The sequence below is a fragment of the Brucella haematophila genome (assembly GCF_005938105.1).
In the GTDB taxonomy this organism is placed as follows: domain Bacteria; phylum Pseudomonadota; class Alphaproteobacteria; order Rhizobiales; family Rhizobiaceae; genus Brucella; species Brucella haematophila.
In genome coordinates this window covers 119,887-141,767 of record NZ_VCPE01000003.1, presented here as the reverse complement: position 1 = coordinate 141,767, position 21,881 = coordinate 119,887, and the positions used below count along the sequence as shown (strand labels likewise).

Sequence of the window (21,881 nt, the reverse complement as noted above, 5' to 3'; positions counted from 1 at the left end):
TTCCTTCTGATCTGGTCTTTAAATTTCAAACGAAGGCGTCGGGATGCTTTCCTTCAGCCGGATGGTGTATTCGTGCTGGGGGTTCAAAAGAACGTGCTCGGTCCGTCCTTCTTCAACCACTTTGCCGCGATGCATCACGATGCAAAGATCGGTTAGTTGTCGGACGACAGCGAGATTGTGGGAAATCAGGATGTACTGAACTCCCATTTCCTTCTGGATTTCCGCGAGCATGTTCAGAATTTGCGCCTGGATCGATACGTCCAGCGAGGCGACGGCTTCATCGAGCAAAATGAAACGCGGCTTGACCGCGAGTGCACGCGCAATGGCGACGCGCTGCCGCTGTCCGCCCGAAAGCTGCAACGGGCGGACGTCTGCAAACCGTCCACTCAATCCCACTTGTTCGAGAAGACGGTGGCTTTCATGTCGGGCAGCATGGTCATCGGCGCCGTGCAGACGCAGCAGCTCCTTCAGACCACCACCAATGGTTTGTCTCGGGTCCAGCGAGCTGTAAGGGTCCTGAAACACCATCTGGATTTGCCGTGCATGCGCCAGTCTTTCAGCAGTTCGCCGATGGCGTATGTAGGGCGTCCCAAAAAAGGAAATTTCGCCCTCGGTCGGCACTTCGAGCCCAAGCATCATGCGGGCAATCGTGGATTTTCCGGACCCGGACTCACCAATGATGCCGAAATTTTGCTGCGGTGGAATATTGAAGGAAACATTGTCCACGGCGATGATTTCGCGTGGACGTCGGCCAAGCCCGGCCTTGACGTGAAAGACTTTCCGAAGCGAGCGGGCGGAAAGCGCAGGACTAGAGGCGCTGACAGACAGCATCGGTCGCTCCATATTTGGTGTCATAAAGGTGGCAGGAAACGTGGCTGGAACCGACTGGCTGAAGACGTGGTTTCACATCGACGCAGGGTTGCATCATGCGATCGCAACGCGGTGAGAATGAACAACCCGAAGGTGCCTCATATGCAGGTGTTGGACTTCCCGGCAAAACCGGCAAGAGCTCGACGCGCTCTTCCAGACTTGGGCGGCATTCCAGAAGCTTGACCGAATAGGGATGACGCGGCGCCGTATAGAGATCGCGGCTTGTGCCAATTTCAACGATCTCGCCGGAATACATGACTGCCGTGCGGTCGCAGATGGAGGCTGCCAGATCGAGGTCATGGGTGATGAACAGGATGGCAAGGCCGCGCCGCTTCTGCAATTCCATAAGCAGGGCCGAAACTTCTGCCTGCGTCGTGACGTCGAGAGCTGTGGTTGGCTCGTCCGCAAGAAGCAGCTTGGGTTCGGTTGCCAGCGCGGCGGTGATCGCAACGCGTTGAAGCATCCCACCTGAAAGCTGATGGGGATAGCTTTTCAGGCAGCGTTCCGGATCTGCAATCCCCACCTCCCGAAGAAGGTCGGCAACCACTGTTCTCAACACATTGTATGGCCTGCGATCATAGAGCTGAAGCCCTTCCAGGAGAAAGTCTTCGATGCGCCGGACCGGATTGATATGTGCCCGCGGGTCCTGATAAATGACGCCTACATGGTGCTGCCGGTACGCGCGCAATTCCCGCGAGTTCATAGCTGTTACAGACCGGCCGGCGAATTTGATTTCGCCTTTGACTACGGCGCCATGGGGGAGGGTACGGGTTATGGCCTTCGTGGTCATCGACTTACCCGAACCGGATTCACCGACGAGCGCGAGGGATTCCCCTTCGCGTATTGTCAGCGACACGTTGGCCACAACCGGACGAATTCTGTTCCGCGTTGCGATCTCGACGCTGAGATTGTTGATTTCGAGCAGCATTACCGAGCCTCACGCTGGATTTGCGACAACCTGTCGCCAATAATGGTGACGGCGGTTACGACCACGACGATAGCGAGGCCAGCCGTTGCAGCTTCCCGGATTTCGCCCTGGATGATCCCTGCCTGTCCTTGTGCGACCATCAGACCCCAATCGGCAGCAGGTGCCTGAATGCCAAGGCCGATGAACGAAATGGCGGCGAGTTCGACGGTTGCATATCCAAATGAGAGGATGAGCTGCGTTGCGAAGAAGGGCCAGATTGCCGGTAACAGATGCATGATGCAGATTCTAAGGCCCGACATGCCCTGCGATTCCAGCGCTTCAATATAAGGCTGGGACCGCTCCCGCAGCAGGGTGCTGCGCAAGAGCCTTGCCTTATGGGGCACAGATGCAAGACTCAACGCCACAACGGCAGGCCAGAAACCGCTGGAAAACGTGGCTGTGATGAGCAAGGTCAAAAGAATAGCTGGGAACGCGAACTGAATATCAATGACCCGGCTGATCAGTATGTCGACGAAGCCACGGTTCCAGGCGGCGATCATCGACATGATCATCGCAACGGTGCCCGATAGAAAGACAATGGCGAGCGGTCCGAGCAATGCCGTGCGGCTTCCCCAGATCAAACGCGAAAGAATGTCCCGACCGAGTGCGTCCGTGCCGAGAAGGTTGACTTCACTCGGAACGCCGTAGGTGTTGATAATATCGATTTCTAGCGGGTCGTGTGGTGCAAGCCATGGCGCAAAGATTGCAATCAGACAGACGAGTGCCAGCACCACGACCGCGATGACCCCCAGGATGCCGAGTTGCGACAGGATTTTGAAAGCGAGATTGGGCTGCTCTGTGTCGACGTGGTTGTTTATGGCTTCAGCGGTTTTCAAGGCGAACCCTCGGATCAATGGCAATGTAAAGAAGATCGACAACGAAATTTACGAGCAGGTAAGTACCAACCAGAAGTGTGGAAACGGCCTGAACGATGGGAACGTCCTTTTGCTGGACTGCGGCGATGAGCAGCGTGCCGACCCCATGCAAACCAAAGGCGAACTCAATGACCACCGTTCCTGCAACCATAGTGGCCATGCTGATGCCGGCAATCGTCACAATCGGGATCAATGCATTACGTAGCACATGCCGGATCAGCACGAGATGGGACGGCACACCGCGTATGATTGCGGTCTGTACATGTTCACGCCTCATTTCATCGCTGACGGAAACTCGCGTGATACGCGCGACAATGCAACAGGTGGTCAAGCCGAGCGCGATCGACGGTAGAACGAGGTGCCACAATCCGTCGGCAAATCCTTCACCGGAACCGAGAGCCGGAAACCAGTTCAAACGAACAGCGAAAAACGTCACCAGAACGATGGAAGCAACAAAGCCCGGAGTGGCAAAACCAATGGTGGTGATGATCGACATCACCATGCTGACGAACCGCCCGCCGATGGACGAGAGGATGCCTATCAGCATGCCAAGGCTTATGCTGAAGAGCGATGCCAGAGCGATCAGTCCAAAGGTTGTGGGCAACCGGCTGGCAATAACCGCCCAGACATTCTCACGCATTGAGTAGGACTGGCCCCAATCTCCCGAAAGCGCGTGGAGAAGCCACTTGCCATAGCGCGTCAAAAGCGGATCATTCAAACCATATTGTTGTTCTATGAACGCGATTTGCTCCGGTGTCGCCGTGTTCTGGCTGCCACCGAGAATGAAGGCTACCGACGAGCCCGGCGAGTAATGCAAGGCGGTGAAGATGATGAAGGAGGCTATCAGCAGCGTTGCCGCTGCTGATAGTAATCGAATGGAAGCTGCTCTTAGCATTGGAGTGTCCTGCGGAGGCGCTTATTTCGCCGCGCCCACCTGGGCTGCCCAAGGGTAATAGGGGAATACGTAGGAAGCGGGTGCGCCTGTGATCGAGCCATCCATGTAGAGCGCATTGGTGAATTCCACGAGGGGTATCCATGCTTTCTCACGGACAATGATATTCTGGGCTTCGCTGATCAGTGCTGAACGCTTGGCTTCATCCGTTTCGCTGCGGGCCTTGACAATGCGGTCGACGACTTCCGGATTGTCGTAGTGCCCGAAATTGAGGGCCGCAAAGGAAGGGGTGAACACGGAGAAGAAATCGAGTGGGTCGGTCATGTTGATGTTCTTGGTCATCATCATGAAATCGTTCTGCCGCAGCTTGCCATCGAAGAACGCTGCAACATACTGATCGTAAGGCACTGCTTTCAGCTCAATCGGCACACCGATCTTGCGACCAGCATCCATGATCAGCGAAGCCAGCATTTCATAGTCGGAGCGAGCGCCATAGGCGAGAAGCAGCGGCTTCTCGATTGGTCCCGCCTCGGCAACCAGAGCTTTTGCTTTTTCGAGGTCGATTGCAGGCACTTCAAGGTTAGGATTTGCCGAGGCCATATTGGAGAACGCCGCGCTTGGCGCTGGTGAAATGGTCGGGATAGCCGCACCGTTGAAAACCTTTGCGGCAATGGCCGTGCGGTTGATGGCCAGCGATAAGGCCTGACGGATTTTTTCGTTTGCGGCCACGGACGTCGCATCGGGGCGCATGTTCGGAATGAGCTGATAGTTTGAGAAGCTCTTGCCGAAATAAAGTTTACCCGCCGTCGCTTTCTTCAGAGCGCCAATAGCAGTCCCGGTTGGACCATACATGCCCTGCAATTGACCGGTGATCAGACCATTGACCTGAGCGGATGTATCGACAACGAACTTGAACTCGAATTTGTCGGCCAGGGCAGCATGGGTCGGGTTCCAATAATCCTTGTTCTTCTCAAGGATAATCGAAGATCCCGTGTTCCATGCTGTCAGTTTGAACGGACCGCTGCACATCGGCGCAACCTGCGGCGTGCCGATGACATTGCCGTTTGCTTCCGCATGGCTCTTCTTGATGACTGCGCTGGCCGCAGTCGCCATCGCGGAGTTGAACATGATGTCAGGCTGCTTGAGCGTCACTTTGACGGTTTCGTCGTCAACGGCCTCGACCTTGTCGACATTAATGTAATAGCGCGCCCAGCGAGATTTGACATTCGGGTCGAGATTGCGCTGGAGGCTAAAGGCAACGTCAGCCGTCGTGACCGGCGATCCATCCCAGAATTTAGCATCCTTGCGGATCTTATAGAGGTAGGTCTTGTCATCCGGTTGCGTAACGCCGGTCGCCAACCAGTTCTCGACCTTGAAGTCAGGGTTGATGACAAAAAGCGTTTCACAGAGGTTCGACAGAACCTGATTGATGACGAATTCGTTCGATTGTGCAGGGTCCAGAGAAGCGGGCTCTTTACCGAGCGCCCATACCACATCAGCGATGGGGCCTTTGGCAGCCGGAGTGTCAGCGATAAGCGCCGGAGTTTCCCCTTCGGCGGCATGCGCCAATCCAATCGTGCCAGCAACAGCAGATATCAATACAGCACTGAAAAGGCTTTTCTTAGCAGTCATGTGGTTCCCATTTTCGTCGCCGAGTTCCCTGCGGCATTTTTGGTTGATAATTGCATTGTAATCTGCGGAATTACATTGTAATTGTCAAGCCAGTTTTGACAACTCGCATGCATTTGTTGGATTGTTGCCCGCCCGAACCTATTGGCTGCGATTCTTTATGAATGGCGGATCAATTGCCTTTAATGAGGAATGTGCTGAGATATGAGCATCCAAGACAGCCACCTGTATGTGAAATCCGTGGAGAAGGCTTTCCTTGTCTTAGGCGCGTTCAATCGCGATAAGCAGTCCCTGACACTTGCAGAAATAGCTGCCTATGCTGGGTTGGACCGCAGTGCAGTTCAGCGTTTTGTCTATACGCTTCATGGTCTGGGCTATTTGACGAAGGAGACGAGCCGAAACTACAGGCTTTCGCCTCGCTTGCTGGAATTTGGTTTCACATATCTGGATACAGATCCACTTATTGCTCTTTCGCAGGATCATTTGAAGAAACTGCACGACGCAACAGGGGAAACAATTAATCTGGCCCAACTCGTAGGGGCGGATGTGCTCTTGGTTTCGCGTCTGGCGAGTGAGAAGATCGTGTCCGTCAATGTTCGGGCAGGCGCAAAACTGCCTGCGCTCTATACGGCCTCCGGTCTGACTATGGTCGCGCATTTACCGGGTGAGGAACAGGAGCGGATCATCGATGCGACGGAAATGCAGCAGCATACCGAGCATAGCATTGTTGAGCCTGGCGAGTTCAGGCGGTTATTACAGAAAGCACGCGATGATAATTACTGTGTGACCAGATCGTTGCATTTCCGGGGCGATCTATCTGTGGCAGCACCCATATTTAACGGTTCGGGTGAAGCCGTCGCGAGTGTGAGTATAACTTCGCTTGAATTTGAAGGGCCGGATGAGGAACGGGAAGCGCTGTTTGTAAAAGCAGTATCTGAAACCGCCGGGGCGATTTCAAAAGCTCTCGGTGCGTTGGGTTGAGATTTAGACGAAGGGAAGATTGCAACGGCGGAAGCAGCAATCAAACGAGCAAGGCCACTTTGCATCTCTGGCGTTTCAGCACAGTGTAAAGTTGGGGCAGGCGCTGGATAAAGCCATCGTTGTTCAGTGATAGAACTGGCGCATTGACTCCTCTTAAAAATTGGCTATAAACGTAAATGCAGACTGAAGATTTAAGACCATCTGCAAGGTTGGTCTTATTGCGTCTGGAATCCGGATAAGTCCTCTTGCAGATGTCATAGCGACGTTGGGAGGACGCCGTAATGCACGGAAGCAAAATAGCCCTTAGGGGTGTGCCGGATATTATTTCCTACATTGATGCGAATGACGGTATTCGAGGCCGCGCCGGTATTATCTGGTGGTTGGCGCTCGGTGGCCTGTTCCTGGACGCCTTCGCCAATTCGGCGCTGAGCGCGGGGCTTGGACCAATGACCCGCGATTTGGGGCTGGACGCCGCGCAGGTCGCGCTGATGACGTCCTTTGCCTCATGGGTGTCGATTGCATTCAATCCAATCGGCGGTTGGATCGCCGACCGCTGGGGCCGTATGCGCCCGCTGATCTTCGCAAAGCTCCTCGCTCTTATCGGAGCGGTGCTGGTGATGACGGCCCATTCCTATGAAGTCATCCTCATGGGACGTTTTTTCGTTGGTGCTGCCTACGGTATCGACTTTGCAATTGCCATGGCAGTGCTTGCCGAGTTCACGCCTGCACGCCTGCGCAGCCGCCTCAATACCTGGCAGGGCATCTGGTACACCGCAGTTTGTACCAATGTGCTTCTGGCCATGCTGTTCTATAGCTGGGACGTGGGTGACTCGATCTGGCGCTATTCCGTTGCGGCAACCGGCGTTTTCGCCTTTGCCATCATGGTTCTTCAAGCGATGTTCATGGTTGAGAGCCCGATCTGGCTTGCCCGCAAGGAAAAGCTGGAAGACGCTGCCCGTGCGATGACCCGCATCTATCATCGTGATTTCGTTGCCGCTCTGCCGGAAGACCGTTTGCCGGTTCTCAATCAGGCTCGTCGCGGTATCGCCAATGTTGCCCTGATTTTCCGCGGCATCTATCTGCCGCGCACCATTCTTGCCGCGACCGTGCAGATCGGACAGTCAATCCAGTATTTTGCAGTGGGCTGGTACCTGCCCCTCATCAGTGCGGCCCTCTTTGGCAAGGACTTTCTCTACGCGATGCTGGGTACGCTCGTATTCAATGTGTTTGGTATTATTGGCGGCTTCTCTTCGCCGGTCATTGGTCGTGTGCTCGGCCTGCGCCGGGCTTCTGCCATCGGCTTTGGTGCAGTTTTCGTCATGTTGGTCATCATGGGGCTGTTCCATGACACCATGCCGACCTGGCTTGCGGTGATCGTTCCTTCGCTGTTCATCCTGTTCCACTCTGGTGGTCCGGGTGCCAACGGCAAGAGCCTTTCGTCACTGTCGTTCCGCAGCGAACTGCGTGCTGGTGCCAACGGTATCATCGGTGCGCTTGGCGCTATGGGTGCTGCACTCGGCTTGCTGGTTTTCCCGATTTTCCGTGAGACCTACGGTCTCGGCACGACCTTCCTGATCCTGTCGGTGGTACCGCTGATTGCTTGCATCATCTGCTCGATCATCCAGTGGGATCCGACCCGCACAAAGATCAGCCCGGATGACGAGCCGAACGCGCCGCAGTTCGAAGGCGACCGGTAACAACGGAGGATAATGTGAACGGACGCAGACAGGCCATTCTGGCCATTGATGAAGGAACGTCCGGAACCCGGGCCGCGCTTGTCGCGGCCGACGGTTCGGTCTCTGCCGTCAACTACACAACACTTGCCGTATTCTCACCGCGACACAATGTGGTGGAACAGGACGCCGATGTTCTTTTGCAGAAGACTATCGAAGTTTGCGGCAAGACGATTGCGGCGGCGCGAAATGCCGGGATGGAGATTGCTGCCATGGCAATCGCCACACAACGCGCAACTGGCGTTCTTTGGGATACGGAAACGGGTCGGGCGCTGGTTCCGGCTATGGTCTGGCAGGATTCACGTTATGCTGAAGAGTTAAAACCGCTTGGGGCCAAATGGGATGCGAAACTCGTTCCACTTGCTGGCCGCCCGGTTGGCGGAAGAGCGATCTATCTCTGGGCTGCGCGTCATATGCAGGAAACGCCGGTCGTTCGCGAGGCATGGAAGGCAAAACGCCTTGCTTTTGGTACAGTAGACAGCTGGCTGCTGTGGCACTTGTCCGAAGACCGCAAAGCCGTCACCACACCGACAAATGCGACTTCTGCTGGGGCCTATATTCTCGGTGAGAACCGCTATTTCACGGATTGGATCGAGGCGCAGGATTTTCCGCTGGAACTTTTGCCCGAACTGAAACAGGACGCGGACGATTTCGGTTATACGCGACAGGATATTCTGGGTATCCGTGTGCCGATCAAGGCATCATGCGGCGATCAGTTGGGCGGACTTGTCGGTCTTGGCTGTCACGATGCGGGGCAGGCCATGTGCGTGCATGGTACGGGCAGCTTTGTCGATCTTGTGATCGGAAAGCAGACGCCGAAAAACCCCGGCCTTTATGAAGCAACTTTCACCATGACAGCCTGGCGGAGCGAAAATATCTCGCATTTCGCGGTCGAAACCTATGCCGCTACAACAGGCTCAGCACTCAACTGGCTCTGCAATGAAATGCGCTGGTTCGACAATGCAAAAGAGATTAGCGAACTGGCTGCAACGGTGCCGTCTTCCGATGGTCTTTTCTTCATGCCGACGCTCACGGGATTGCGCCAGCCGAACATCGTTCCGGATGGTCGCGCATCACTCACCGGGCTTTCGATGGCGCATAGTCGAGCGCATCTTGCTCATGCCATTCTGGAGGGCATTGCAAACTCGGTCGTTTCCTGTGCGGAGGCGAGTGCTGCAGTGGCTGGCGTCTCTGTACGGGAAGTCGTGGCAGGCGGAGGGCTTTCCTCCAGCGATACTTTGCTGCAGTTGCAGGCTGATCTCAGTGGTGTGCCAGTGCGGCGCATGGCGGATCAGGACCGTGCGAGCCTACGGGGCACAGCATTTCTGGCAGGCAGCGATGGATTGCTCTGGAGCGACCTATCGGAAGCTCGCGCCACGCTGCCCGAGGGCAATCTATTTATCCCCAAGACCAGCGACGCGGAAAGACAGGACCGTAGAGCGCGATGGCACTCCCTCACGGATGAGGAAGTCGCACGCGTTCAGTCGGGTCACTATCATTAAACAGGAGTTGAAATGCTGAATCTGCGCTCCCGGCGCGCGGACAAGGATCGCGCCCGGATGATCCGCACCGAGCCGCTGCGGCTGAACCGTTCGGAACAGGAAGACCGTCTTGCCACTGAAACCTACGATATTCTGATCGTTGGTGGTGGTGTGACTGGCGCTTACTGCGCCTTCGACGCAAGCTTGCGCGGTTTTCGTGTTGCGCTGGTCGAGAAGGATGATTTTGCATCCGGCACGTCATCGAAGTCCTCCAAGATGGTGCATGGTGGCTTGCGTTACATCGAACAGGGCAATCTTGGCCTGGTTCGCCATTCCCTGCTGGAACGCCAGCGCCTGCGGCGCAACGCCGGTCATCTGGTGCAGCGCCTGCCCTTCCTGTTTCCCATCCTGGAACGGGACGGTGTGTTCGATGCACGCTTCGCCAAGGCGTTCGAAGGCTTGCTCTGGACATATGATCTGGCTGGCGGCTGGCGGGAAGGCATCCTGCATCAGAAACTGACTGCTGCGGAAGTGCTGGCGCATTGCCCGACCTTCAAGGACGAATATCTGCGCGGCGGCCTCATGTATTTCGATGCCCGCGTCGATGATGCGCGCTTGACGCTGGCATTGGCCCGTTCTGCCGGCTTCTACGGGGCCACGGTCCTCAATCATTCGAAGGTGGCCGAGATTACCCGCAGTTCGGGCCGGGTCGATGGCGCTATCGTCCATACCGTCGAGGGCAAGGAAATCCGGGTGCGCGCCAAGACCGTCATCATGGCGACGGGCGTATGGTTGCGGGACTGGATGGGGCTTGGCAAGGATGGCGAAAAGCCGTTGCATGTGCGCCCCGCCAAAGGCGTCCATGTGGCGATCCCCTGGTTGAAGATCCGTAACGACTGCACGGTGACGGTGCCAGTGCCCGGGCGCAGCCGCCGCGCAACCATCACGCGCTGGGGCAACGTCTCCTATCTCGGGACAACCGACGAGGATTATCAGGGCGATCTCGATGATGTGCATTGCACGCGTCGCGAGCTTGATTTTCTGATCGAGGGCGCATGCAGTGCGCTCAACATCGACCTGACGCCGGATGATGTCGTCGGCAGCATTGCCGGATGTCGCCCATTGGTGGCTGCTTCGTCAGGAGGCAGTACTATGGATGTCAAACGTGATCATTCCGTGCATGTCGCGCCTGACGGCCTCGTCACGATTGTGGGCGGCAAGCTCACGACTTCGCGGCATATGGCCGAACAGACAGTGGATGCTGCGGCGAAAGTTCTCGGCGATCGTCGTCGCTGCACCACGAAGAAGGCATTTCTGTTGGGTGCTGCCGGATATGACGCGCAGGCAATCGTGGCCTCCGGCGGCATGGAGGCGCATCTGGGCGAGCGTTACGGTACGGAATCGCGCTTCGTCAGTGATCTGATGGCCGCACGTCCTGAACTGGCCGAGCCGCTGGTCGAGGGACTGCCATATACCGCTGGTGAAGTCGTCTATGCCGCGCGGCACGAACTAGCCCGAACCATTGACGACGTGCTGTCGCGTCGCATGCGCGCCCGCCTGATGGCGCGCGATGCCTCTGCTCGTGCTGCGGCAAGGGTTGGCGCCTTGTTGGGTGAGGAGCTTGGTCTCCCCCAGGCCGAAATCGACCGTCAGGTCGCCGCCTATGTGGCCGCGACCGAAAAAGAAAAATCCATTCTCACAGGAGCGAACTGAACATGATCAGCAAGGAAGCCATCAAGCGCGGTTACAATCGCGGAAATTATGTCGTCGGCGCCCCGACACAGCCGCACTATGCTGGCAGCATCAACGAAATCGGCACCAAGGCCGATCTGGCTCAGAACGCCGTTTCTGTGGACGCAGCTCTCGTTGAGAAGCTGCAGGGCGTTGCAGATGAAGTTCTGACCTCGCGCGAAGATTTCGTCGTGAACACACGTGACTGGTGGGCGCGCACGATGGTAGCGGAAACGGGCGGAAACCCCGCAACGGTTGACGGCGTATTCGTTCGCGTGTCGACGGTGGAGCAGGTTCAGGCCGTTATGCGCCTTGCGCATGAAGCCAAGGTTCCCGTCACGGTTTCTGCCGGGCGCTCCAATGTTACTGGCGCGGCGCTGCCACTGCGCGGCGGTATCGTGCTCGATGTCTGCAATCTCAACCGTTTTGTCAGCTTCGATGCGGACAGCCAGATCGTTGAAGTTGAAGCTGGCATGTTCGGCGATATTTTCGAGGAAATGATCCAGCGCGACTTTGGCATGACCATGGGGCATTGGCCGTCTTCATTCGGTATCAGCACGGTGGGTGGCTGGATTGCCTGCCGCGGTGCAGGTCAGCTTTCGACGCGCTACGGCAAGATTGAGGATATGGTCTACGGCATGGAAGTCGTGCTGGCCGATGGTTCGCTGGTGACTGTTGGAAACTATGCCCGCGCAGCAATCGGGCCCGATTTGCAGCAGATCTTTATCGGCTCGGAAGGCACGCTCGGCATTATCGTAAAGGCACGCCTGAAACTGCATCGCCTGCCGGATTACGCGCGAGCAATCGCCTATGGGTTCAAGAGCTTTGCTATCGGCTTAGAAGCCTGCCGCCGCATCATGCAGGGCGGAGCCAATCCGGCAGCGCTTCGTCTCTACGATGAGCTGGAAAGCGGCGTGCAGTTCGGTCTGCCGGAAAGCAACGTGCTGCTGATTGCGGACGAAGGCGTGCAGGAAATGGTCGATGCCGTGATGGCGATCAGCGAAAAGGTTTGCGCTGAACTCGGTGACAAGCTTGATGGTGATACGATTTTCGAGAAATGGCTCGATACGCGTTATCTGACCGGCAAGAGCGCCGAGGGCTTCAAACGCAGCCCCGGCTTTGTTGCCGATACGCTTGAAATGACTGGATGCTGGCGCGATCTGCCCGCGATCTACGATGAAGTCGTGGCTGCCATCAATGCCGTGCCGGGTACACTGGCGGGATCGGCGCACCAGTCGCATGCCTATGTCGATGGCGCCTGCCTTTATTTCTCGCTGCGTGGTGATGTGGACGTGGAAAAGCGCGCAGAATGGTATCGCGCTGCATGGGATGCTGCCAATGCCGTTCTAATCAAGTATGGTGCGGCCTTGAGCCATCATCATGGTGTCGGACTGCTTCGTGCGCCTTACATGAAGGATGCTCTGGGATCAGCATTCCCGCTGCTGGAAACAGTGAAGAAGGCGCTTGATCCAGACAATCTGCTTAACCCCGGCAAGCTCGGACTATCGCTCGACATGCCAAGAGACGGAAAATGATGGAATGACTTTGGACAGAACGATCGGTGAGCGGCTTTTGCGGGCGCCTGTCATGGCAACGCTCTACGGCGTGGATAATCTTCAGGCATTTCTGGACAGCAAGGCGGAAGTTGGCATCGTTGCCAATATTGCCCTGCGCCATGTGGCTGAAGTGCTGAATGCGCTGAAGAAAAGCAACAAGCTGATCGTTCTGAACATCGACAGTTGTGAAGGCCTGTCGCAGGATAAGGGAGCTATTGAGTTCCTGGCCGAGATAGGCATTTCGGTTCTGCTGTCGACCCGCGTTCCGACAATCCAGAAGGCCGCGCAATGCGGCCTCCTGACCATGCAGAAGGTCTTTGTGACCGACCGTTCCACATGGCCCCGCAGCCTGAAGGCAATCTCGCAGAGCGCCCCTAATCTGGTGCAGATCATGCCATCGCCGATGCTGGGGTACCTGTCTGCGGAGGACAAGCGCCGCCTCCCGCCTATCGTGGCTTCTGGCTTTATTTGCAATGAGGCCGATGTGGCTACAGCAATGAAACAGGGTGCCATTGCCGTTTCTTCAAGCAATAAGTCGCTTTGGGATTACAAGCGATAGCCTGTGCCTGAAGGCTGTTTTCAACATTCGCACCTGACGCTCAGATCGGGAATTTTGGCGTGACTGCCAAGGAAAATCGCATGACACCTTTCACGTTCAATACCACTGCCCAGATCATCTTTCGCCTTGGTGCCTCTGCCGAAATGGGCGCACTGGTGCAAGACAGGCTGGGTGAACGGGTCTTGTTCGTAACCGATCCTGGTCTGCTTCAACTTGGCCTATGTGACCCCGCACTTCAATCCTTGGCAGATTCCGGTGTTGAAACATTGGTTTTCGATCGCGTCGAGGCCGATCCATCGCTCGCAACCGTTCTGGCCGCGACAAAGGAAGCGAGAGCCAGGAAAGTTACAAGCGTCGTCGGGTTTGGCGGCGGCTCTTCGCTGGATGTTGCAAAGGTGGTGGCTCTTCTTTGCGGCTCGGGCGAAGATGTCGATACAATCTGGGGGGTGGGTAATGCCAAAGGACCGAGATTGCCGCTGGTTCTGGTGCCCACAACATCTGGCACTGGGTCGGAAGTGACACCGGTTTCCATCATCACCGTTGGCGACAATGAAAAGCGCGGGGTTTCGTCGCCGATCATTCTGCCTGATGTGGCAATTCTCGATGCTGACCTCACTCTGGGTCTGCCGCCGCATATCACTGCCGCTACAGGCATCGACGCTATGGTGCATGCAATCGAAGCTTATACATCGCTAAATGCGAACAATAATCCGTTGTCAAAGATGCTCGCCAGACAGGCTTTGCAGCTTTTGGGAGCGAATATTGAAAAGGCTGTATTCAACGGGACAGACAGGGAAGCAAGAGGTGCTATGCTGCTGGGATCAATGCTGGCTGGTCAGGCATTTGCGAATTCTCCGGTCGCAGCCGTGCACGCGCTTGCTTATCCGATAGGCGGAACCTTTCACGTTCCCCACGGGCTTTCAAACGCACTGGTACTGCCGCACGTCATGCAGTTCAACGCTCAGGATGCATGTTCGGATTATGCAGAGATTGCAGCCGATGCCTTTCCAGATATCAGGGCCGAGTGGGATGAAGAAGAACGCTGCAATGCATTCATCGAACGACTTTCTACACTTTGTGTGAAACTGGGCCTGCCATCCCGATTGCGAGAGGTCGGTATCGAGGAAGCTCACCTGCACGCGATGGCCCGTGACGCCATGAAGCAAACGAGGCTGCTGGTGAACAATCCAAGAGAGATGAGTGAACCCGACGCATTGGCAATTTATAAAGCAGCTTGGTAACGTCGTCGGGGTTCGCATATCTGCTGTGCGTGTTGGGATAGACGACAAGCTGCACGCGCAACAAGTAAAATAGATCCACTGGGTTGCCGGGAGAGTGTTGCCTCTGCAATTCGGCAGTACGCTGACGGGGCAATCAAAGCAGTCTTTAGTTACAGTTTTTCAAACGTATTGAACGTGGTTCTGATTTGTCTTAAAAGCTGACCTTACTGGCACCGTCCATCCTTTTCGAACAACGAAAGCGCTTTGCACCTCTTGGCATCGTCCATCGGTAATAGCGTTTTCCAAGATGGAGATTTGACGATGAATGAAATCGCAGATCATGGTGTCCGTTTTGGACGGATTGCCACGACGCTTCCAGTCACTGACATGTCACGAGCGTTGACTTTTTACGTCGGGGTAATGGGCTTTACGAAGGTTTTCGAAAATGGAAACCCTGTGGGCTTTGTCATCTTGAAGCGAGACTCCGGGGAGTTGCATCTGACTTGGCAGCCGAACCACAAGGCAGCGAACTTCAACGTCGCTCACCTTCTTGTCGATAATATTGACGCGCTATTTGTCCGGTGCAAGGAGCACCGTGTGCGGATCATAAAGGGCCTGCAAGACAAGGATTATGGCTTGCGGGCCTTTGTATTTGAGGACCCGGATGGCAATCGCATCGATGTCGGCCAACTAATTTAACTGCTATTCAAGACCCGGAAGACATCTTCCGGGTCCTTGATAGTACTTTGCTATAAATTCGGTTGCTTTGGGCGTGCCGCATAGACATCGCTCACTCCTCATATGAGGCATTTCAAGTTGGATGGGAGCCTGCATTGCCACCGTGCGAAATGCTTCGAGGGTGAGGTGTCGTGTCGATCCGGGCTTGACCATGACTTTCGTCTGCAGGAGGCAGGTGCCGGAACCTTCCCGGATCAGAATTCAAGCAATGTTAAGGCACCCATGTGGTTGCTATCGAGACCGCATCAACAGCGCAGAAGATTGATCAATGCTCTGAGGGCCGCAGGGACGTGACGGCGACCCGGATAGTAAAGATAGAAGCCGGGATAGGGCGGACACCAGTCTTCAAGAACACGGACCAGCTTTCCGGAAGCAATATGTTCGCTGACATGCTGCTCGGTGCCATAGGCCAGTCCGATGCCGTCGAGTGCCGCGGTGATCATAAGTTCTGGATCGTCCAGAACCAGTGTTCCGTTGACGGCAACATTGAGTGTTTGTCCGTGTTTGGAAAACTCCCAGCGATAAAGACCACCATTCGCAATCTGGCGAAAACCGATACAATTGTGCTGGTGAAGATCGCGAGGTGTTTCTGGTGGTGAATATCGTGTGAAATATTCCGGTGAAGCGACAATGGCTGTACGCAAATCGGGTGTAATGCGCACCGCGATCATGTCCTGATCAAGACTTTCGCCGAGCCGAATGCCGGCGTCAAAGCCCTGCTGAACGATATCGACAAATCCGTTTTGTGCGGCGATCTCCAGGGTAACGTCTGGGTAAAGATCGCTATAGGTGCGGAATTTAGGTCCCAACACTCGCAACGCGACAGTGCGTGGAGTGCTGATCTTTAACTTGCCGGCTGGTTGTTGGCGAAAATCATTGAGCGTTTCCACCGCTGTTTCGATGCTGGCAAATGCCGGACCGATCTGACGCAGAAGGGGGTGTCCTGCTTCAGTTAGCGCGATCGTCCGTGTCGTTCGGTTAAAAAGACGAACCCCCAGCTTTTGTTCAAGTGAGCGGATGGAATGTGACAGGGCAGACGGCGTTAAATTCAGCCGAACTGCTGCTTTGCGAAACCTGCCTTCTTCCGCAATAGCGATGAACGCCGCTAGTTCACCAAGATCACTTGTTCTCATCATTGATGAATATAGCTCACTATTGAATGAAATGGAAGGTGGGTTAAATTGAATAGTGAACTGATCTAGCCTGAAGGAAATGAGCCACCTGCGAGGTAGATATGTCAGATTTTTCAGGACAAACGGCAACTTCAAGCCACTTTCAGAACAAGGTCGTTATTGTGTCGGGGGCCGGTACCGGTATCGGTCGTGCGGCAGCTATCGGCTATGCCCGCGAGGGTGCAAAAGTCATGTTGGCGGGGCGCCGAACAACCGAGATTGAATCCGTGGCGCATGAAATCTTCGAAGGCGGTGGTCAGGCAATTGCTGCTCCCACCGACGTATCGAACGAAGACGATGTCCGTCGTCTGATCACAACGGCATTCGATCAATACGGCAGGCTGGACGCAGCGTTTAACAACGCAGGAATCCTCGGCAACTTCGCGCCAATTATCGAACAGAGGAGCGCTGATTTCGATGCGGTGATAGCCATCAATCTGAGAGGCATCTGGCTTTCGATGAAGTATGAAATCGAGGCGTTCTTGAAACAAGGCTTTGGCGGGGCGATTGTAAATACTTCATCCTGGCTCACGAAGGGAGCGCTCCGCGGGTCATCAATCTATTCGGCCAGCAAGGGCGCGCTTGATGCGATGATCCCGGCACTGGTACTCGAATACGCATCCAAAGGTATTCGTATCAACAATATCAATCCGGGTATTATAGAAACCCCGATGGCTCACGGCAGTGTCAACGGCGATATGACGGCATTTGCGCCGTTCGTCGCGCACACGCCGGCAGAACGGCTTGGCCAGCCGGATGATGTCGCCGATCTTGCAATCTGGCTTTCATCGGATGAAGCCCGCTTTGTAACTGGCCAGACAATCCTCGTGGATGGCGGCTACACGATTGCTGGTGTGCGGTGAGCTGAACCGGCCGGTGGCGTTGGCAGTTGTGAACGACCTGAGCCCCGAATTGCCCGGCAGAAGTTGTCTCAATTGGAGAACGACAAATGTACTATGTTTCTCTCGGTGATAGCGGATTGAAAGTGTCGCGTCTTGCGCTTGGTTGCATGACCTATGGCGATCCGTCCTGGAGGCCATGGGTTTTACGGGAGGACGAAGCCCGTCCGTTCATTCGTGATGCATTGGAAGCGGGGATTAACTTCTTTGATACGGCCAATATTCGGTTGGTGAAAGTGAGCGGATTCTGGGACGCGCACTGAAGGATTTTGGTTCTCGCGACGATGCGGTCATTGCCACCAAGGCTTTCTTCCCATTGGATGAAAAGCCAAATAATCGGGGGCTATCGCGGAAGCATATTCTGGCAAGTGTTGATGCTTCTCTGAAACGGCTTGGCACGGACTACATTGATTTAGTCGTCATCCATCGCTTCGACCCTGAAACGCCTGTCGAAGAAACGGCCGATGCACTTGATATGATCGTTCGGGCCGGTAAGGTGCGCTATCTCGGGGCGTCTTCCATGCATGCATGGAGATTTATGAAGTTGCTTGCCTTTCAGCGCAACAACGGCTTGGCCAGCTTCATCTCAATGCAAAGCCAATACAACCTCATTATCCGTGATGATGAAGAGGAATTGATACCATTGTGTCGCGAGGAAGGTGTTGGTCTGACACCCTGGTCGCCTTTGGCACGCGGCAGACTTGCGGCAACGCAAAGTATTGAAACATTGCGCGCTGGGACGGATGAACAATCTGTCCAATGGTACCAAGGTACTGGTGGAGTTGACGAAACAGTGGCGAGTGTTGGCGTTCTTGCCAAAGCACGTGGCGTCTCACCAGCGCAAATCGCCTTGGCCTGGGTGCTGGCGAAGCCGGATATAACCTCTCCGATAGTTGGTATGTCCAAGCCCCATCATCTCCCCGATGCGCTTGGCGCGTTATCCCTCGAATTGTCGAGCGATGAAATGGTCAGGCTGGAAACCGCCATCGATGCAAATCGTCGAGCGCCGCACTGGTGAGTGTTTCGGTTGAAATATCGAGCAAAGTTTTTGAGTACTTCAAGATCGAAGGATGAGTGTATGAAACACGCTTTTCAATATCGTTTAGTTTTGGCTGCAATGACATTTCCTTCCATTTGGTGAGAAGTAGCATCTGGCATGATATCACTGGTCTGCAACTCGCGTAATCACGACATCCATGATCAAGACGCATCGAAGCGCGGGTTAAGGTTCCATTGCCTTCATCAGCTTGAAGTGGCGTCACCCAGATAGAGCTTGTGAAGCCGGGCGGGGTCTTTGGCGAGGACTTCACTACTACCATCATAGACGATCTGCCCGCGACGCAAGACATATGCATGATTGCTTATGGAAAGCGCGAGTGCCGCAAATTGTTCCACCAGTATGATCGCCATGCCGTTATCAGCAAGTTGTCTCACGGCGCGCATGAGCCGATTGACGATGACGGGCGCCAGACCGGATGACATTTCATCGATCAGCATAACCTTCGGCCGATTGACGATGGAGCGCGCAATCACCACCATCTGCTGTTCACCGCCTGATAGCATGCCCGCTTTGACGTCGCGTCGCTGAACAAGCTCTGGAAACAGTTCATAGGCCTCGTTCAAATCTGCAACTGGATGTAGAGCAACCTTGAGATTTTCTTCCGTTGTCATGTCCGAGAAGACGGTGCGTCCCTGTTCGACATGGCTCAGGCCAGCCTTCGTTCGCAAGCCCGGCCTTAGTTTGGTCAGCTCTGCGTCACCGATGCTGATCGAACCGGCTCGTGCTGATATGATGCCGGATAAACTCTCAAGGAAGGTTGTTTTACCGGCGCCATTGGAACCCAGCAACACGCTGATTTCACCGCTTTGCACCCTCAGATCTACACCGCGAATTACCGGAATGCCCGAACGGTCGACCTGCAATGCCTTGACTGAAAAACAGGTCATTCGGCAGCCTCTTCAAAATCGATGCCCATATAGGCTTTCTGGACGGAGGGTAGATCTAGAACTTCAGCGGTTGCGCCACTGGCGATGACGCGCCCAAAGTCGAGGACCGTGATTGATGAACAGGCATTGCGCACAAGGTCCATGTCATGTTCGATCAATAATATCGAACTGCCAAATGTTGCAGGGATGGCAGCGATGCGCTGGCCAAGTTTCAGCGCCTCGTCATAAGAGATGCCGGCTGCCGGTTCATCGAGCAAGATAACGGGCGCCCGTGACGCGACTGCTCCCGCTACGTCGATCAGGCGGCGCGTTCCCACGTCAACTGAGCCGATGGTAACATCCGGGCCGGGGCAACCAAACCAGGCAAGCAGGCTTTCAACCTCGTTTTGCGCAATGGGACCAGCCGCCAGCCGCATATATTCACCGATCCGCAGTTCAGGAGCTATGCGTGTGGTCTGCCACGTACGGCGGACACCCCTTTGCGCGCGTGATGCTGCGGAATGCCCTTCCAGTGAGCTTCCGTTCAAGAGGACGGCGCCGTCGTATCGAGGCAGGAAACCGGCGATGGCATCGACCAGTGTGGATTTCCCGGCGCCGTTTGGCCCGACGAGTCCAATGACAGCACCCGCCGGTACTGTAATGTTAACCCCATCCAGTGCCGTGACTGCTCCATAACGCACGGTAAGGTCACGCACTTCAAGCGCTGTACCGGTGTTTCCTTGTGCACTCCGCGACGTGGCGTTCGGCAGGGTTTGAGCACTGGATGGTTCTGGTTGCCTGTTCTTGCGGGAAATCAGTTTGCGCCCGAGCCTCGACCAGGTTTGGGCTATTGTTTCGCCGGTCGACAAGGCTTGTACGGCTCCGAGCGCAAAGAACACGTTGCCGACATCCTGTGGTAGATTGATACGACGTAACAGCTCTGGGAAAAGCACGATAAGGATGCCGCCAATAATGGCTCCCATCGTGAAATGGGCACCCGTCATTGTCGCAACTGCAAATAACGCCAATGATTGCATCATCGAAAAATTTTCAGAAACGAGCGTGCCCAGATACCCTGCAAGAAGGCCGCCAGAGATACCTGATATGAAGGCACTGATAGCGAAGGCGCTGAGTTTGGCAAGTGGCACGCTGATCGCATTGGCGGCAGCGGCACGTTCGGAATAGCGTACTGCAAGCCAGGAGGAACCAAGTCGGGAATGACCAATGAATTCCAGTAGAACTGCGATGACCGTGTAAAACAGCAAGACAAGCAAGAAGTAGCCCTGGTCCGAGGTGAAAATATCGGGGCGGGCAACCTGGGTAAAACTCGTCTGACCCGGAAAGGTGATGGTTGCGAGTACTGTGTCAAAAGCCGCGGCAAAACCCAGTGTGACAATGGCGAGATTGATACCGCGCAACCTGAGCGCGGGAAGGCCGATCGCAATTCCTACAGGCACGGCTGCCAGGCCGCCAATCAAGACCCAGACGATCAATCCGCCCGGTGCTTCTATCAGGTTGAGATAACCGGTAACCCAGGCTCCTACACCGGCGAAGGACATTTGGCACAGTGAAATCATACCTGTTCGACCCGTGACGAGACCGAGGCTTTGTAGTGCAATGCCGACGATGAAGACCGCCGTAATCAGGAATATCCAGTATTTGGGCAGGAGAGCCAGAGCAAGCGCGCCGAGCGCTGCCAGGGACAAAACGATGATGATGGCGTGAAAACTAGCGTGCTTCATCCCAACGGGCTCCTCGTTGCGACCACAAAAGGACGGCCAGAATGACCAGAAATGGAACGGTGCTGCGATATTGACCGATGGAACCCATCGCACTGACCATGCCTTCCAGCACACCAATCATCACGCCACCAATGAGTGCAACGCGGAAGCTTGAAAAAGCGCCGATCAGGGCGGCGGCCAGCGCTGGAACGACCAGAAGGCTGAGAGATGAGAAATCTGGGGAACGCAATGGCGCTATCACCATCAAGGCGAAGGATGTCACAGCGCCGGTGACCGCCCAGACGCCAAGCGCCAGCAGGCGCACCCGGATGCCGATGAGTTCAGCGGCCATGGGGCGTTGCGACAGTGCGCGGAGCTGAAGGCCTGTGCGCGTGCGAGCCAGGAATTGTTCGGTTGCAACCGTGAAGACGAGGGCAAGCAGCAGCATTGTGACAGCAGCCCATGTAACTTCGACCCCCGCCAGACGAAAGGCTGAACCGGGTATCACAGCGGGAAAGTAGTGGGGATGCTGACCACCGGTGAAACGTAGCCCCAGTGCTATGATGCCAACGAGAAGCGCTGCGGTTACCGCCGCTTTGGTTGAGGCGTTGGCGTTGGCAAACCAGGTGGTCATGACGATGCCGATCATGACACCTGCAAGCACACCAGTTGCGATGCCAAGGGCAACCGCGAGTGGCAATGGCACACCCGTTTCGAACAGGCTGACCATCGCGAATGTCCCGATGGCACCTATTGCAGCGCCCGTAAAATTTACCACGGCAACCAGCCGATAAGTGAAGATGGCGCAGACGCCAAGGATCGCATAAGCGCCACCTGCCGATAATCCGGCTACTGCAGCTGTGAGAAGAGAGCTCATGGCTGGAACCCCAAAACAGTCGGGCACAAAGCCCGAACGATGAATAACGGTATG

At 55.4% G+C, this 21,881-nt stretch carries 18 protein-coding genes and 1 pseudogene; 10 read left to right on the top strand and 9 right to left on the bottom strand.

Annotated features, from left to right (window positions below; translation table 11 throughout):
* Nucleotides 1-18 precede the first annotated feature (18 nt).
* Genes FGI60_RS05975 through FGI60_RS05955 form a run of 5 tightly spaced genes read right to left on the bottom strand, consistent with a single transcriptional unit; the run spans nt 19 to nt 5,236 of the window.
* Nucleotides 19-831 (bottom strand): ABC transporter ATP-binding protein, encoded by an 813-nt coding sequence (locus FGI60_RS05975; RefSeq protein ID WP_138784357.1) that lies wholly within the window; start codon nt 829-831, stop codon nt 19-21.
* Nucleotides 809-1,798 (bottom strand): ABC transporter ATP-binding protein, encoded by a 990-nt coding sequence (locus tag FGI60_RS05970; protein WP_138784356.1) that lies wholly within the window; start codon nt 1,796-1,798, stop codon nt 809-811. The genes FGI60_RS05975 and FGI60_RS05970 overlap by 23 nt, the downstream gene beginning before the upstream one ends.
* Nucleotides 1,798-2,673 carry an ABC transporter permease gene (locus FGI60_RS05965; protein WP_138784355.1) on the bottom strand — a complete coding sequence of 292 codons (876 nt, stop codon included), beginning with the start codon at nt 2,671-2,673 and terminating at the stop codon, nt 1,798-1,800. Before FGI60_RS05965 ends, FGI60_RS05970 begins: the two co-directional genes overlap by 1 nt.
* The gene (locus tag FGI60_RS05960) at nt 2,660-3,607 is read right to left on the bottom strand and encodes an ABC transporter permease (RefSeq protein WP_138784354.1); all 948 of its coding nucleotides are present in this window, start codon (nt 3,605-3,607) and stop codon (nt 2,660-2,662) included. The genes FGI60_RS05965 and FGI60_RS05960 overlap by 14 nt, the downstream gene beginning before the upstream one ends.
* 21 nt (nt 3,608-3,628) lie before the next feature.
* The gene (locus tag FGI60_RS05955; RefSeq protein WP_138784353.1) at nt 3,629-5,236 is read right to left on the bottom strand and encodes an ABC transporter substrate-binding protein; all 1,608 of its coding nucleotides are present in this window, start codon (nt 5,234-5,236) and stop codon (nt 3,629-3,631) included.
* Between the two features lie 201 nt (nt 5,237-5,437).
* On the opposite strand from FGI60_RS05955, the gene FGI60_RS05950 reads away from it, so the two are divergent.
* The 8 genes from FGI60_RS05950 (at nt 5,438) to FGI60_RS05915 (ending at nt 15,193) form a co-directional block, all read left to right on the top strand.
* Complete coding sequence (locus FGI60_RS05950; RefSeq protein ID WP_138784352.1) at nt 5,438-6,214, top strand: IclR family transcriptional regulator; 777 nt, start codon at nt 5,438-5,440, stop codon at nt 6,212-6,214.
* 281 nt (nt 6,215-6,495) lie between these two features.
* A complete protein-coding gene (locus tag FGI60_RS05945; RefSeq protein ID WP_138784351.1) occupies nt 6,496-7,911 on the top strand; it encodes an MFS transporter in 1,416 nt (471 codons plus the stop codon).
* A gap of 14 nt (nt 7,912-7,925) precedes the next feature.
* Nucleotides 7,926-9,449: an FGGY-family carbohydrate kinase gene (locus FGI60_RS05940; RefSeq protein ID WP_138784350.1), complete on the top strand. Its 1,524-nt coding sequence runs from the start codon at nt 7,926-7,928 to the stop codon at nt 9,447-9,449.
* Nucleotides 9,450-9,461: 12 nt separating this feature from the next.
* The gene (locus tag FGI60_RS05935) at nt 9,462-11,141 is read left to right on the top strand and encodes a glycerol-3-phosphate dehydrogenase/oxidase (RefSeq protein ID WP_138784349.1); all 1,680 of its coding nucleotides are present in this window, start codon (nt 9,462-9,464) and stop codon (nt 11,139-11,141) included.
* Between the two features lie 2 nt (nt 11,142-11,143).
* On the top strand, nt 11,144-12,694 hold the full coding sequence (locus tag FGI60_RS05930; RefSeq protein ID WP_138784348.1) for an FAD-binding oxidoreductase: 1,551 nt from the start codon (nt 11,144-11,146) through the stop codon (nt 12,692-12,694).
* A gap of 4 nt (nt 12,695-12,698) precedes the next feature.
* Nucleotides 12,699-13,274 carry a glycerol-3-phosphate responsive antiterminator gene (locus tag FGI60_RS05925; RefSeq protein ID WP_138784347.1) on the top strand — a complete coding sequence of 192 codons (576 nt, stop codon included), beginning with the start codon at nt 12,699-12,701 and terminating at the stop codon, nt 13,272-13,274.
* A gap of 80 nt (nt 13,275-13,354) precedes the next feature.
* A complete protein-coding gene (locus FGI60_RS05920) occupies nt 13,355-14,515 on the top strand; it encodes an iron-containing alcohol dehydrogenase (RefSeq protein WP_138784346.1) in 1,161 nt (386 codons plus the stop codon).
* A gap of 300 nt (nt 14,516-14,815) precedes the next feature.
* Complete coding sequence (locus FGI60_RS05915) at nt 14,816-15,193, top strand: VOC family protein (RefSeq protein WP_138784345.1); 378 nt, start codon at nt 14,816-14,818, stop codon at nt 15,191-15,193.
* 284 nt (nt 15,194-15,477) lie between these two features.
* Here the strand turns inward: FGI60_RS05915 and FGI60_RS05910 are convergent, their stop codons facing one another.
* Nucleotides 15,478-16,365 (bottom strand): LysR family transcriptional regulator, encoded by an 888-nt coding sequence (locus FGI60_RS05910; RefSeq protein ID WP_138784638.1) that lies wholly within the window; start codon nt 16,363-16,365, stop codon nt 15,478-15,480.
* A 101-nt stretch (nt 16,366-16,466) separates the two neighbouring features.
* On the opposite strand from FGI60_RS05910, the gene FGI60_RS05905 reads away from it, so the two are divergent.
* Nucleotides 16,467-17,267 (top strand): SDR family NAD(P)-dependent oxidoreductase, encoded by an 801-nt coding sequence (locus tag FGI60_RS05905; RefSeq protein ID WP_138784344.1) that lies wholly within the window; start codon nt 16,467-16,469, stop codon nt 17,265-17,267.
* An 86-nt stretch (nt 17,268-17,353) separates the two neighbouring features.
* A pseudogene (locus FGI60_RS05900) lies at nt 17,354-18,321 on the top strand (aldo/keto reductase).
* 224 nt (nt 18,322-18,545) lie between these two features.
* Here the strand turns inward: FGI60_RS05900 and FGI60_RS05895 are convergent.
* From FGI60_RS05895 to FGI60_RS05885, 3 genes are read right to left on the bottom strand one after another with little or no spacing between them, the layout of a single operon-like run.
* Nucleotides 18,546-19,250, bottom strand: coding sequence for an ABC transporter ATP-binding protein (locus FGI60_RS05895; protein WP_138784343.1), 705 nt, complete (start codon nt 19,248-19,250; stop codon nt 18,546-18,548).
* Nucleotides 19,247-20,971, bottom strand: a complete 1,725-nt coding sequence (locus tag FGI60_RS05890; RefSeq protein WP_138784342.1) for a branched-chain amino acid ABC transporter ATP-binding protein/permease — start codon at nt 20,969-20,971, stop codon at nt 19,247-19,249. Before FGI60_RS05890 ends, FGI60_RS05895 begins: the two co-directional genes overlap by 4 nt.
* Nucleotides 20,958-21,827 carry a branched-chain amino acid ABC transporter permease gene (locus FGI60_RS05885; protein ID WP_138784341.1) on the bottom strand — a complete coding sequence of 290 codons (870 nt, stop codon included), beginning with the start codon at nt 21,825-21,827 and terminating at the stop codon, nt 20,958-20,960. The genes FGI60_RS05890 and FGI60_RS05885 overlap by 14 nt, the downstream gene beginning before the upstream one ends.
* Nucleotides 21,828-21,881 lie beyond the last annotated feature (54 nt).